Raw genomic sequence first — 13,162 nt, 5'->3', positions numbered from 1 at the left:
ACTCGTATGCAAGCGTCAGAGAGCGCCGGCGGCGCTGGGCAGGTCGCTCGCCCCGCCCCTCAAAAAATGGTCCGCGGCTGAATCCGGCCTCATGCAAGCGCCGCCCCCACGACTGACCGGCGATCGCGCCCTGCACAGGCGCGGGAAGCTGCACCGAGGATGGTCCCGCATTCCGGGCCCCGACCGGACTGGGAAGACGTTGCGCGAGCGCGGCCTGTGCTGTTAACCATCACGGCCGGGTCGCGAAGATCGGCCAGAGCAGCGGCCTCGCGCATCGCGGGCAGCGATTGCGGCCGACCGCGAACGCTCAGCTCGTCGGCCGGATGATCCAGAATCTCGTCCGTGCTCAGCGTCATGCCCCTGCCGTCGTTGGGTCGCGGCGAAGACCTCCTGCAAGACCTGTTCAGGTCATTGTCGGACGGTCATTCCTTCGAGCATTCGTGTCTCATCTGCACGATGGGATGTCCTGAGGAAGCCCGGGCTGGATTCTGAAATTTTCTGAAATATTGATGTAAGGGCGCGCAAAGCTGCCCGATCCACTTGTGACCGGATTACACCTGCCATTACAGCCAGGGCCGGAATGTCCCCGAAGCGACCCCGTAAATTGCCATCGGCGGCTGCCGCGCGCCTCTTGCGAACGGCTGACGGCGGGCTCCTTTGCTCGCTGAAGCGGAGGCGGGGAAAGACGTGGGCCAACGTCAAATCATCGAGCTAAACGGTATTATGATAGAGACGGCATTTCTGATGTTTTCTGAAATTTTCGCTTCGACCCGATTTCGGTCTATGGTTTTGCGACTTATGGGCACGCTATCGCCCGGACAGCCCGGCGTTCCGAGAGTCTGCTGAATGATACTTCGCTTTGCCGGGTTCGAGCTCGACCAGCAACACGCCGAGCTGCGCGGACCTGATGGCGCGCCGGTCAAGCTGCGCCCGAAGACGTTCGAGATGCTGCGGCTGCTGGTCGCCAACCCCGGGCGCGTGCTCAGCAAGCAGGAGCTGATGGAGGCGGTCTGGCCGGACATCCATGTCGGCGAGGACAGCCTGTTTCAATGCATCCGGGAGATCCGCAGCGCGCTCGGCGACGACCGGCGGCAGACGATCAAATTGGCATCCGGAGGAGGATACATCTTCACGGCCGACGTCGCGGCGGCGGCCGACGTCCCGGCCCCTTCGCCCGATGTCGACCCGTCCGAGACCGCCACGGCCGCCGGGCTCGACCTCGGCTCCCCCTCGCCCGCGCAGCCGGCCACAGTGCCGGCGAGATCATCATGGCTGCCGGCGCTCGGCGGACGGATGGCGGTCATCGCCGTCGCGGGACTTTGCGCCATCGTCGGGCTTGCGGCCGCCGCGCCGCTGTTGAGATCGGACCTCATCTTCAAGCGCACGCCGCCGGTGGTCGCAGTGATGGCGCTGACCGACGCAAGCGATGACCCGATCGGGCCGATGATGGCAACGGAGATCGCCGGCCGCCTGACCGACGGCTTCGCCAGGATCAACACCATCAGCGTGATCGCGCCGCGACCGGCGGCAGCGCAGCCGGAGCAGGCCGCCGCGCCCGCGGCGTCGCCGGATTTCGAGATCCGCGGTGAGCTGCAGCGCAGCGGACCATCATGGACGTTGCGAACGCGCCTGATCCAGACCGCCACCGGCAAGGTCGAAGCGGTCGCGGTCATCTCCGTCGACGCCGACGAGCGCGACCCGCGGCTGCAGCAGACACGGCTCGCCGCAGGCGTGGGCGACGTGCTGGCGCGCCGTCTCAACGAGCTGACGGAGGCCGGAACATCGCCCGCCGATCTCAGTGCCAGGGCCGGCGGCGCCAAGGTCGCCATCGAGCAGGCGACCGCATCGATCAACAGCGTGACGCAGGAGCGCTTCGGCATGGCGCAGACCATGCTGCAGAATGCGCTCGCCGAGCAGCCCGACAATGTCGACGCGGCGGTCGCGCTTGCCGCGCTGCAGATGCGCGGCATCCAGATGGTCTGGTACAATCCCGATGCCGCCGCCGCGGCCGAGGCCCAGGCGGCCGCGAACCTGGAGCGCGCCCTGCGCGCGAAGCCGAACTCGATTGCGGTGCTCGAGACCTATTGCCGCTTCCTCAGTGCGACCAATCGTTTCGTCGAAAGCCTCGTCATCTGCGCCAGAACCCTGAGCCTCGATCCGTGGGACGGGCTCGCGTTGTATCTCGTCGGTCTGGGGCAGCTGCACCTTGGCCGCTTCGAGGATGCGCTTGCGACCTTCCAGCAGGCCGATCGCTACGACACGCCGGCGGTCTCACGCTGGACGTGGCTGCTCGGTGTCGGGTGGGCCTACATGATGATGGATCGCGCCGACGACGCCCTGCCGTGGCTGCAGCGCTCGATCGCCATCACGGCCGCGTCCGGACGTCCGTATTTGCTCCTGGCCGCCACCTACCAGAGGGCCGGTCAGACCGAGGAGGCCAAAGCGGCGATCCAGAAGGGACTGAAGCTGCGGCCCGGCACGACGGCGCTCAACGTGGCGCCGCCGATGAAGAACACCAGCCCGGTGTATCGCGAGGCCGCCGGCCGCATCGTTCAGCTCATGGTCGACGCAGGCTTGCCGGCGCAGTGATGGCGGCGCTGCTCCGTGGCCCCCTCGGTGATGATCTCACACCGAGCGGCCCTTCCATTTTTCTCAAGCCCACAGCCACCAGGCCGGCGGTTTGCGGCAGCCTTTCACCTGCGGCGGCTAACCGCCTCGTCCGTTTCCAGCCGTTGCGACATCGAACGTTCCCAGTAAGACACCAACATAAAGCTGGGAACTCTTCGGAAGGCATCCTCCGTCTCGCGCAGGGGCTGCTCGCCATGCGACCGAGGAACATACAAGGCGTGTCGACATAGATGACCGTGCTCGACGAATTCGGTGCGCGCCAAGACGCGAGTGCCAATTGGTGATGCATGTTCGGCCGGGAGCTCATGAATACGAGCTGATTCTGAAAACCGTTTGCCGACGCCACGGTCGGCGACGACAAGATCGAGCGTCCTGCGATTGACGTTCTCGATCGCGTCGATGCCGACAACAATCGAAAGCGCCTCCCTTCACCAATCAGCTCGGCCGTTGAGGTCCAGCACGGTCACAGCAATCAAACTCTCCACAATTTATGATTGATGCAAATCAATGATTCGCCTCTTCTATCAATTTAGTAAAGAACATAAACGACATTGCTGGCGAGGAAAAATCGATGAAATCCCCGTGCTTCAGCGCAATATTGATTATCTTCGCTATAGCGATTGCCGCCAATTTCATGATCTCTTTCGCCGCTGCGCAACCCAGCCCAGCGTGCGTTCGGAAATGCGGCGAAGAGCTCCGAAGCTACAAGACACGTATCGATCAAGAAATCAACGAATGTGCTGAGCCCTTCGTACGACTGTGCGATTACCGGCCCGTGGCATCGCAGATCGAACCCTGCAAAAGGGACGCCCGGACTGCATGTGAAGCAACTCACGCGTCTGGCTACGATACGTGCCTATCAGACAATCGGTCATGTGCAGCAAGTTGCAGGTAGTTCGTGCGACTTCCGAAAAGAAAGCTCAACAATGCGCACCTCGCACGCAAGCACGATTCGTCAAATACTCTTTTGCTACACTGCAGCTATCTGGCTGACCGTTCTTGCTACTCCAGCAATCACGGCAGAAACAAATTGGAAAGACTGGACCAAGTTGGGTCGAGGCGATTTCCCTGTACGCATCAGAGCAATTCATTTCCCGAGCCGCAACTCGACGATGGATGCGGATCGCGCGATAGCGTGGGGAAGGTGGACTGTGTCCTTCGGAACAGATCTTCCTCTATTGCAATATGAGAGCGATGTATGGCCGGATGACGAGGTATTCGCGAGACAAACGATTGAAATTCCACTTCAGTGCAATCATCCTGCGGTGGGCGAGTCTGAGTGCACTATGTACCTCTACCACTTCTGGATTAGAGACGCTGCGCCACTGAACCAGTGCAGGATAGAGCCTGCAAATCGTACTTATAAGTTCAACATCGACTGCCCGACACGCTTGTTGCTCGATGAATGAGCATCCTCACCAAGCGATCGGATATCGGTCACCTCCACCTCCGGTGAGAAACTTGACCTCGAAGCGCGGCATCCTTCGTCGAACTTGTCTCGCTATACAGCTCCCGCGCTGCCCGTCGAGCAGTTTACCGCACGAATTTCGCTTGCGACCAGATGGGAAAAGGGTGCCACAATTGGCGGTTCCTAACCGGGGACCGGTAAGAACCATTCTAAATCAACAGTCCCAGGGTGAAACGGCGCTATGGCCGCAACAAACTCGGACTACACATCGTGGTTTCTTCTGCACAAAGCGTGCAGTTGCCGGCATCCCTGCAACGGTAGAAGAACACGATTGTAGTAGCCGGCTAATACATCGCAGCCATGAGACGTGCTCAATCCATGTCGCATCGCACGATGAGGGGCGCCGCTCGATGTCCCGTGTCAACGTGGCTGGACAGCGTTCATCGATATACACTTCTGGTTGTCGCATGAATTGATCCACCACATGGTGAGTTCCGCTTTGCGCAATCGACCAACGCGTATAAGGTCGGTCGTTACCAGCGTCGACAAGGCGCGGGAACGTCGGGGAAGTGAAACGCGAGGTGGTTGATGGGCCGGCTCCGTCCGCCCTGATGCTGCGCATGCGCGCGCCGATTTTCCGACAATTTGGAAGTCTCAGGTTCGAACGACTCGAAAGAGTCGACCGTCGCGGCGTGATCGATGGCGCTGTTCGCCCCACCGAAAATTCGCTTTCGGGATCGATCGCGAGGCGTCTCGGTCGTGGGCGGCGGAATCGACACGTTGGAGGAGCCGAATGGACCAACGAGACGTACGGGCCGCATGGCAGAAATTCGTCGAGCGCGGCACGCTCTCGGGCGAACTGAGATCGACGGTGGCCGCGTCGTGGCAGCGCTCCAGGCAGCACCGCATCACCGTCGATCGCGCCAAGGCGCCGCTGGTCGCGGAGGCCGAACTGTTTCGCCAGCGCTCCAAGAATGCATCGCTCCGCCATGCCGCCCGCTGCGCGCTGCAGAACTCGAAGACGTTCCTGAGCGAAGCCGGCTCGATCATGATCCTCACCGATCCGACCGGCCTGATCGTCGATACCCAGGGCGATGCCAGGGTCATCGACGCCGGCCGCACCGTGCATCTGGAGCACGGCGGACGCTGGAGCGAGGCGGACATCGGCACCAACGCCATCGGCGCGGCGCTGGCTGAATCGCGACCCGTCCAGATCCACGGCGCCGAGCATTTCTGCACCGAGGTCCAGCGCTGGACCTGCGCCGCCGTTCCGGTTCACGACCCGAGCGACGGCGAGCTGCTCGGCGTCGTCGACATCTCGGGTCCGGCGAGCACGTTCAATCCGCAGAGCCTGGCGCTGGCGGTTGCGGTCGGCCATCACGTCGAGAGCGTGCTTGCGCAGCAGGACCGGCAGGACAAGGAGCAGCTGCTGTGCGATTTCATCGCCAAGCGCGCGTCATGGGCCACGGAGGAATGCATCCTGCTCGACCGGCGCGGCGCCATCCTGCATGCGACCGAGCGCGGGCTGCGCGCCATGAGGGACAACGGCCTCAACACCGACGGCGACGCGCCGACGCGCTTCCTGAAGACGGTCCAGTTCGAGGACTGGCCGGCCAAGCTCAGGGAGATCCTGCCGCATGCGAGCTTCGAACTGGTCAAGCACGGCAGCACCGGTGTGGGCGCGATCGTCGTCATGCATGCCCGGCGGCGCGCAGCGATGGATCGCAGCAGCTCCACCGCGAAAGAGCCTCGTCAGCGCGGCGACATCCCGCTGTCGGCTCCGTCGCGAAACGCGCAGACATCGTCCCCTCCAGCAAAGCCGACGAGCAACAAGAGCCCCGGCTTCGTCGCCCAGGACCCGAACGTGCTCGCGATCGTCCGGCGCGTCGAAAGCGCGGCGATACGCAAGATGCCGATCCTGATCCGCGGTGAGACCGGGACCGGCAAGGAACAGCTGGCGCGCCATGCGCATGCCGCCAGCGGACGCGCCGGCGCGTTCGTCGCAATCAATTGCGCCGCCCTGCCCGACAGCCTGGTCGAGGCCGAGCTGTTCGGCTATGCCGACGGCGCGTTCACCGGCGCGCGACAGGGCGGCGCAGGCGGGCTGGTCAAGGAGGCGAACGGCGGCACGCTGTTTCTCGACGAGATCGGCGACATGCCGGTCGCGCTCCAGGGCGTGCTGCTGCGGCTTCTCGATGACTGGACGGTGCGGCCGGTCGGCGGCTCCGCCTACAAGGTCGATGTCTTCCTGGTGTCTGCGACCAATGCCGCGCTCGACCGGGCCATCGCCGAGGGGCGCTTCCGCTCCGACCTGCTCTACCGCCTCAACACGCTCGAGGTCCGGCTGCCGCGCCTGCGCGACCGCTGCGACTTCGACGCCATCGCGCGCCAATTGTTGCGCAAGATCGATCCCGCATGCGACATCACGCCCGAGGCGCTGGCGCGACTTGCGCCGAACCATTGGCACGGCAACATCCGCGAGCTCGGCAACATGCTGGCCCGCCTCACGCTCGGCGTGTCCAGCGGGATGATCGACCTGGCCTGCGTCGACACCATGCTCGGTCCAGCTGCTGCACCGCCGGCTGCAGGATCGCTCCAGGACGTCCAGCGCGCCCGCATCCTGATGGTCTACGCGGAAACGTCGGGCAATGTCAGCGAGACCGCGCGGCGTCTCGGCGTGTCCAGAAATACGATCTACCGCGCGCTCGGACAGCCACGGCCATAGTCCGAGGCGTAGTTCGCGACGCGTCGCGGGTCTACACCAAGATCGTCTCCCCGGGCGCGACGCATCGCCGTGAATCCGAGTGTCGACACCCGGCTTCACGGTTGCTCACCTGCAGCGCAAGGCCGCGCGGCTCAAAGCCGCTCGGCGCCCCCGCCCAGCGCCGGACCAGCGGTGGGATCATAATCGTCCGGCTTCTTCGCAATGAGCGTCTGCGTCGTGAGGATCAGCCCGGCGACGGAGGCGGCATTGCGAACCGCGCTGTAGCAGACCTTGACCGGATCGACGATGCCGGCCTTGACGAGATCGACCGACGCGCCGTTGCGCGCGTCGAGACCGTGACCGTTGGCGCCCTTGGCGACCTTCTTGACCTCCGCCTCGGCATCGAGGCCGGCATTCGCGGCGATATGAAACAGCGGACGGCTGAGCGCGCGCTGCAGCAGTTCGGCGCCCTGCCTCACGCTGCCGTCCAGGCCGCTGATCAGGTCGTCGAGCTTCGGCGCCGCCTTCACCAGCGCAAAGCCGCCGCCTGGGACGATGCCCTCCTCGATCGCGGCCCGCGTCGCATTGATCGCGTCCTCGATCAGCTGGGTTCGACGCTTCTGTTCGACGGGCGTCGCTCCTCCCGCCAGGATCATCGCCGTGCCGCCGGAGAGCTTGGCGATGCGCTCCTGAAACTTGTCGCGCTCGATATTCTCAGGCGCCGCCTCATATTGCCGCATCACCTGCTCGCGACGCGCAGCAATCTTGGCCGGGTCGCCGGCCCCTGCCGTGATCAAGGTCTTGGACGCGGAGATCCGGACCTGACGGGCGGCACCGAGATCCTGCAGCTCGGCCTTTTCCAGCCGGCCGCCCAGATCGACCGAGATCACACGGCCGCCGGTGGTGATGGCGATATCCTCCAGCATGGCCTTGCGCCAATGGCCGAACTCCGGCGGATGGATCGCAGCGACCTTGAAGTTGCTCTTCTCGCGGCGCGCCAGCAGCTGCATGATCACGACGGGCGCGACTTCCTCCGCGATGATCAGCAAGGGACGGCCGCTCCTTTCCACCAGCGAGATCACGCCGGCGAGCTGCTCGCCGCTCTGGATCTTGTGGTCGGTCATGAGAATAAACGGATTGTCGAGAACGACCTGCATGCGCTCCACATCCGTCACCATGTGATGCGAGAGATAGCCGCGCTCGAACGCCATGCCTTCGACGACTTCCAGAACCGTCTGGACGGTGCTGCCATATTCGACCGCGACGATCCCGTGCGTTCCGGCACGCTCGAAGGCTTCTGCGACCATGTCGCCGAGCGCAATGTCGTTGGCTGCGATGCTTGCGACCGCCCGCAGGCCTGCCGATCCCTGCAGCGCCATTGCGGACCGCTTCAGGTTCTTGATCGTCTCCGCCACCGCCAGTTCGAGGCCCGCCACCAATTCCACCGGATTGGCGCCGGCGGCGAGGCTCTTCAGGCCGTCCTGCACCAGCACGTCGGCGAGCACCGTCGCCGTCGTGGTGCCGTCGCCCGCGATATCGTTGGTCTGCTTCGACACCTCGCGCAGCACCTGTGCGCCCATGTTCTCGAACGGACATTCGAGCTCGATCTCGCTGGCGATGCTGACGCCATCGCGCGACACGATCGGCGTTCCGATCGGACGGTCCATGATCGCGTTCATCCCCTTCGGCCCCAAGGTTCCGCGCACCGCCTTGGCAAGCTTGGCAACACCGCGTCCCAATGCGGCCCGCGCGGCTTCATCATGCAGCATGATCTTCGGCATGGTCCTAACCTCCCATTGGACTGGTCGTTCGCCGCCGTGATGGCCGGCGCGACTGTTGTTGTTGTTCCCCGGCCGGTCAGGCCGAGGCGCGTGCTCTTGGAACGAACGGCGTCTCGAGATCGAAACGCACCGACAGCAGACCGCGGCACAGCGCACTGTTGAATTCCGCGTTGATACCGACCCGTCTCAGCCCTGAGACGTAGGCGGCAAATCCATCGGCGCGCAGCGGCACTCCCGCGGCATTGACAAAAGCCGGCGTCTCGTCGCGGGCGGCCGCCACCACATCCCGCCGCTCGAGATAACGCCGCCGCAGCCTGTCACCCTCGTCGTCGACGGGAAGGCAACGAAGCTCCGCTAGGTTGAGCGCGGTGATCGTATCCGGCACGTGTCCGAGCTCCGTGAGATGATTGAGCAGGGCGACCTGGCGGCGCTGGAACGCCTTGAGGAGAAACGTCCGGCGCAGATCATCCAGCTCGCCGTCGGCCTCGACGCCGAACGTCTCCTGAAACGACAGGCCCTGCGCCAGGCCGGCATTGATCTTGTCGGCATACATGTGCTCGCCGAGGACCACACTGACGCTTTCCACCCAGTCGAGCGCGCTGACGGCACGGCGCATGTCGTCCGCCATCAGGAACGAGAAGTTGGCGGCACACCAATAGGTCGGCAGCCGGAATTCGATGTCGACATGGTTGGCCGCGTCGACATCCGCCCTGGTGACGAAGTTGAGATCGACCACGGATTCATCGAGCTCCGGATCCGTCACAGCATGCAGGCAGGCCCACAGCTCGGCCTGCCTGGTCTCGATCTGCCTCTCATCGGCCTGCCGGTCCCGTTCCGGCAGGCACCTTGCCACGCGCCCGCTCATGGCGCTTACGCCGGTACGGGTTCGGCGAGATGCGCGTATCCGCCACCGGCCCGGATCTTCTGCTTCTGGGCTTCGACATCGATGCCGTAGAGCCGGGCTGCGTTGAGACCGAGGATCTTGGTCTTGTTCTCCAAGGTCAGCACCGAGCCGGTCTCCTTGGTGATGTCCTCCGGAATCTCGAACGCCATGAACTTGTCGATCAGCCATTTCGGCGTCCAGATGCCGTAGTCGCTGCCATAGAGGATCTTGTCCGGCCCGAGCCAGAACAGCAGCTCCGACATCACGTGAGCGAAATAGCCGGGACGCGAATGGATGAACGGCAGCGCCACGGCGATACCTGCGTAGACGTTGGTCTCCTGGGTCGCGATCCAGCAGAAGTCGTCCAGCCGCGGCAGCCCGCAATGCTCGACGATGAAATTCAGATCCTGGAACGACGTCGCGACGTCGTCGATGTCGGCGACGTCGAACGCGTCACGATTCAAGGGGATGATGGTCGGGCCCTTGTGGACGTGAACGTTCTTGATGCCGAGCTTCTGCGCCGCTTCTAGATACTTGTAGGATTCCTTGTCGGACAGCTTGTAGCCCTTGGATTCGCCGCGCCATTCCGCCGTGTACAGCTTGACGCCCTTGAGCTTGTGCTTCTCCGCCAACGCGTGGAGATCCTCCAGGCCCTTGCTGCCGTCCCGCGGGTCGAACGCGCCGTTGAGAATGAAGCGGTCCGGGTGGCTCTTCTTCATCGCGGCATTGCGTTCGGTCGTATTGAAGCCGTTCTTGTAGAAATCGGTCAGGTAGGTCGGCTGCAGGATCGCCATGTCGTCATAGCCGGAGACGAACAGGTCCTCGAACATCGTTTTCGCGTCGTACTTCTCGAACTTCTCCTTCTCCCACTTCTCCGAGGGCGGACTGAGATTGGAATGATAGGCATAGAAGCAGTCGATGAACTGCTTGCCGTGAATGTTCTTCTGGTTCGCCGGACTGCCGTCCCAGAAATGGGTATGGCCGTCGATCACGAATATCTCTTCACCCGTCGCCGTCCTGTACATTGCGCGTCTCCCGCTCCCAAATGGATGTTGTGAGGCGCGCCATGACGGCATCGCCCGATTGGCCCGGCCGGCCAGAAGCCGGCCGGGCGTTCTGCGCCGCCTGATCACACGATGTATTTCATCATTTCGTTCATGTCGCCGAACAGCATCACGGTGTTGTCGTCGATCATGACCATCCGGCCGTAGTGGGTCGAGGTCGCGATCTCGAACAGATGCGGCGTCATCTCACGACCGAGCTCCTCCGAGATCTCGTCCATTTTGAATTCCATCTTGCCGATACCGTCGATCCGGATCATCGCCGGCATGTAAGTCACCGTGATGTGGTCGTGACGGCTCATCACGTCGGCGATGGCGCGCGCCTCGACACTGTCGTTCATGGTGACCCCGCATTGATGGGACACCGTGTCCTCGAACTTGATGTCCTTCATCGATTTGAAGATGTTGTCGGCTTCGTGCATCATGGTCGCTCTCCTGACGGTTTGATCGATCGGCGTGGGGTTCGGCTACGAGGTGAGACCGGCCGGAACCGTCAGGCCAAGCTCCGCGGCAATGCCCCTGATCCGGTTCTTGGCCTGCGCGAGCGCGTCGCCGAAGGTCACGACCTTGACGCGCGGCTGCGACCAGATCGGCTGCAACCGGTTGGCGGCGTCGAGCGCAAGCTCGGCGTGCTTGGTCAGCCATTTGTTGAACAGCGCGATGTTGTGCGCCGCATGCGTGGGGTCGGTGCCGAGGATGTGGAACAGCTCGACCGTGTTGGCGAGATTGCGCTCGTAATCGGCCTCCGCAGCCGACACCACCGCCGGCGTGATGAAGTCGTTCTGCGCCGACGCGGCCTGCATCAGGAACCCGGACCGGAACAGCTCGCCGACCAGCGGTTCGAACACGACGTTGGTCGCGAAGTACTGCTCGAGATAGTCGTTCGACCCCATCACCGACTCGATCGACTTGCGCACGCCCTGCCAGATCGGATCCTCGAGCCAATGCGTCTTGCCGGCGTTGACGTCGAAGCCTGGCAGGTCGAGCGCGATCTCGCTCAGATAGAGCGTGATGTCCTGGGCAAAGCGCAGTTTGTAGGACGAGTTGGTCAGGATCGCGTTGTTGACCATCTGGGTGTAGCCATAGCGCTGCGCCTGCATGGTCGACGTGCCCAGCCCGAACTCGGCGTGCTTGAAGGCGCCGAGATGGTTCTGCAGGATCTTCACCCAGGCCGGGTCGAAGCGCGCCGGCGCGCCGGACTTGCGGCCGTTCTCGATGGTGTTCTGCACCATGCCGCAGATCGTCGACTGCCGCTGATAGTGCGTGCGCTCCCATTCCTGGTCGACCGCGCGGAACTTGTGCCAGTTGGAGCTCTTCGCCGCCGTCCAGTCCTTGCTGTACGTCGGCGTGCCGTCGGGGAACGAGATGATCCAGTCCTGCAGCAGATAGCGCTCCGGATCGGGCTGGACGTCGACGGTCATGTCCTCATAGTGGGTCGCCTTGCGGCCCTTCGGCTCGAAATAGTTGTATTTGCGGCTGTCGGAGCCGGGAAAGACTGCGGATCCCGCCGCTCCCGATTTGACGACCGACGGCTCCGCCGTGGCGCTGCCTGCTTGCACATTCATGATGGCCTCCCTCTTTTGCTCTTGTGTTGCGACGATTTCCGAACGCCGTCATCGCACCGCCGGCGTAAACTTGTCGAAATAGATGTGATCCGGCTCGACGCCATTGACCTGCAGGACCGGCAGCACGGCATCGATCATCGGCGTCGGACCGCAGGCATAGGCGTCGATCGCCCCCGCCAGCTGTTCTTCGCGCAGATGGCGCGCGACGACCTCATGGACGAAGCCGGTCTCGCCGTCCCAATGGTCGTCAGGCGTCGCATGCGACAGCGCCGGCACGAACTTGAAATCCGCAAGCTGCTCGCCGATCGCCGCCACCTGGTCGAGGTAGAACAGATCGGCACGAGACCTCGCGCCGTAGAAGAACCGGATCGGCCGCTGTTCGCCGCTGGCGATGTGATCGGCCAGAATCGACCACAGCGGCGACATTCCGGAGCCGCCGCCGATCAGCAGCATCGGGCCGGGCCGCTGTTCGCGCCGAAAGCAGGTGCCATACGGGCCCTTCGCCATCACGAGGCTGCCGACGCCGAGCCCGCCGTCGAGCTGCGACGAGAAGGCGCCATTCGGATACTTCTTGATGATGAAGCTGAGCCGCGTGCCCTCGCCCGGCGCGTTCGCCATCGAGAACGCACGGGTGATGCGGCCATCGTCGATCGTCAAATCGACATACTGGCCGGCCCAGAATTTCATCGGTCTGTCGATCTCGATCTCCAGCAGGCGGATGTCCGACGTCAGCGCCGTGATGCCGGCCACGCGTCCGCGAAACGACTTGACTGCGATCGACCGGCTGAGCAGGTCCTCGTCGTAATTGAGCAGCTCGAAGCTGACATCACTGTAGGCGTGCGTCCGGCACAGCAGCACGTGGCCGTTCTCGCTCTCGTAGTCCGGCAGGGCGAAGGTCGAGTATTTCATCAGCTCGATGTCGCCATCGACGAGCTTCGACTTGCAGCTCCCGCACTGGCCTTCCTTGCAGCCATGCATCAGCGAGATGCCCTGACGGAATGCCGCATCGAGAACGGTCTCGCCTTCCTCGACCTCCATCTCGATCCCGACAGGCTCGAACCGAACCTTGTGAACCTGCAAACCCGCCATCATCACCCCCGTATCAACCGACATCGACACTTCTCCGAAAACG

Annotated in this window: 9 protein-coding genes; 3 read left to right on the top strand and 6 right to left on the bottom strand. The window is 63.4% G+C overall.

The genetic code is table 11. The features are described from left to right. Positions 1–846: 846 nt before the first annotated feature. The 3 genes from S58_RS07240 to S58_RS07235 all read left to right on the top strand — a co-directional run bounded on the left by S58_RS07240 (position 847) and on the right by S58_RS07235 (position 6,761). Positions 847–2,589: a winged helix-turn-helix domain-containing protein gene (locus S58_RS07240; RefSeq protein ID WP_015664613.1), complete on the top strand. Its 1,743-nt coding sequence runs from the start codon at positions 847–849 to the stop codon at positions 2,587–2,589. Between the two features lie 860 nt (positions 2,590–3,449). Continuing rightward, positions 3,450–4,037 carry a hypothetical protein gene (locus S58_RS37345; RefSeq protein WP_144058264.1) on the top strand — a complete coding sequence of 196 codons (588 nt, stop codon included), beginning with the start codon at positions 3,450–3,452 and terminating at the stop codon, positions 4,035–4,037. 792 nt (positions 4,038–4,829) lie between these two features. Then, positions 4,830–6,761: a sigma-54-dependent Fis family transcriptional regulator gene (locus S58_RS07235; protein WP_015664612.1), complete on the top strand. Its 1,932-nt coding sequence runs from the start codon at positions 4,830–4,832 to the stop codon at positions 6,759–6,761. Between the two features lie 131 nt (positions 6,762–6,892). Here the strand turns inward: S58_RS07235 and groEL are convergent, their stop codons facing one another. The 6 genes from groEL to S58_RS07205 form a co-directional block, all read right to left on the bottom strand. Continuing rightward, positions 6,893–8,521, bottom strand: a complete 1,629-nt coding sequence (groEL, locus tag S58_RS07230; protein ID WP_015664611.1) for a molecular chaperone GroEL — start codon at positions 8,519–8,521, stop codon at positions 6,893–6,895. Between the two features lie 76 nt (positions 8,522–8,597). After that, complete coding sequence (locus S58_RS07225) at positions 8,598–9,374, bottom strand: metal-sulfur cluster assembly factor (protein WP_244440721.1); 777 nt, start codon at positions 9,372–9,374, stop codon at positions 8,598–8,600. A 17-nt stretch (positions 9,375–9,391) separates the two neighbouring features. After that, on the bottom strand, positions 9,392–10,429 hold the full coding sequence (locus S58_RS07220; RefSeq protein WP_015664609.1) for an amidohydrolase family protein: 1,038 nt from the start codon (positions 10,427–10,429) through the stop codon (positions 9,392–9,394). Between the two features lie 104 nt (positions 10,430–10,533). Next, on the bottom strand, positions 10,534–10,890 hold the full coding sequence (locus S58_RS07215; protein WP_015664608.1) for an MmoB/DmpM family protein: 357 nt from the start codon (positions 10,888–10,890) through the stop codon (positions 10,534–10,536). 42 nt (positions 10,891–10,932) lie between these two features. Further along, positions 10,933–12,030 (bottom strand): aromatic/alkene monooxygenase hydroxylase subunit beta, encoded by a 1,098-nt coding sequence (locus S58_RS07210; protein ID WP_015664607.1) that lies wholly within the window; start codon positions 12,028–12,030, stop codon positions 10,933–10,935. A 48-nt stretch (positions 12,031–12,078) separates the two neighbouring features. After that, positions 12,079–13,143, bottom strand: a complete 1,065-nt coding sequence (locus S58_RS07205) for a 2Fe-2S iron-sulfur cluster-binding protein (protein ID WP_015664606.1) — start codon at positions 13,141–13,143, stop codon at positions 12,079–12,081. Between the last annotated feature and the right edge of the window lie 19 nt (positions 13,144–13,162).

It is taken from the genome of Bradyrhizobium oligotrophicum S58 (assembly GCF_000344805.1).
Lineage (GTDB): Bacteria > Pseudomonadota > Alphaproteobacteria > Rhizobiales > Xanthobacteraceae > Bradyrhizobium > Bradyrhizobium oligotrophicum.
This window is presented reverse-complemented; position numbering and strand designations above follow the sequence as displayed.

Excerpts from the sequence above, each read along its gene's own strand:
- S58_RS07235 (WP_015664612.1), top strand. The coding sequence starts at position 4,830 with ATGGACCAACGAGACGTACGGGCCGCATGGCAGAAATTCGTCGAGCGC.
- S58_RS07240 (WP_015664613.1), top strand. The coding sequence starts at position 847 with ATGATACTTCGCTTTGCCGGGTTCGAGCTCGACCAGCAACACGCCGAG.
- S58_RS07215 (WP_015664608.1), bottom strand. The coding sequence starts at position 10,890 with ATGATGCACGAAGCCGACAACATCTTCAAATCGATGAAGGACATCAAG.
- S58_RS07205 (WP_015664606.1), bottom strand. The coding sequence starts at position 13,143 with ATGTCGGTTGATACGGGGGTGATGATGGCGGGTTTGCAGGTTCACAAG.
- S58_RS07210 (WP_015664607.1), bottom strand. The coding sequence starts at position 12,030 with ATGAATGTGCAAGCAGGCAGCGCCACGGCGGAGCCGTCGGTCGTCAAA.
- groEL (WP_015664611.1), bottom strand. The coding sequence starts at position 8,521 with ATGCCGAAGATCATGCTGCATGATGAAGCCGCGCGGGCCGCATTGGGA.
- S58_RS07220 (WP_015664609.1), bottom strand. The coding sequence starts at position 10,429 with ATGTACAGGACGGCGACGGGTGAAGAGATATTCGTGATCGACGGCCAT.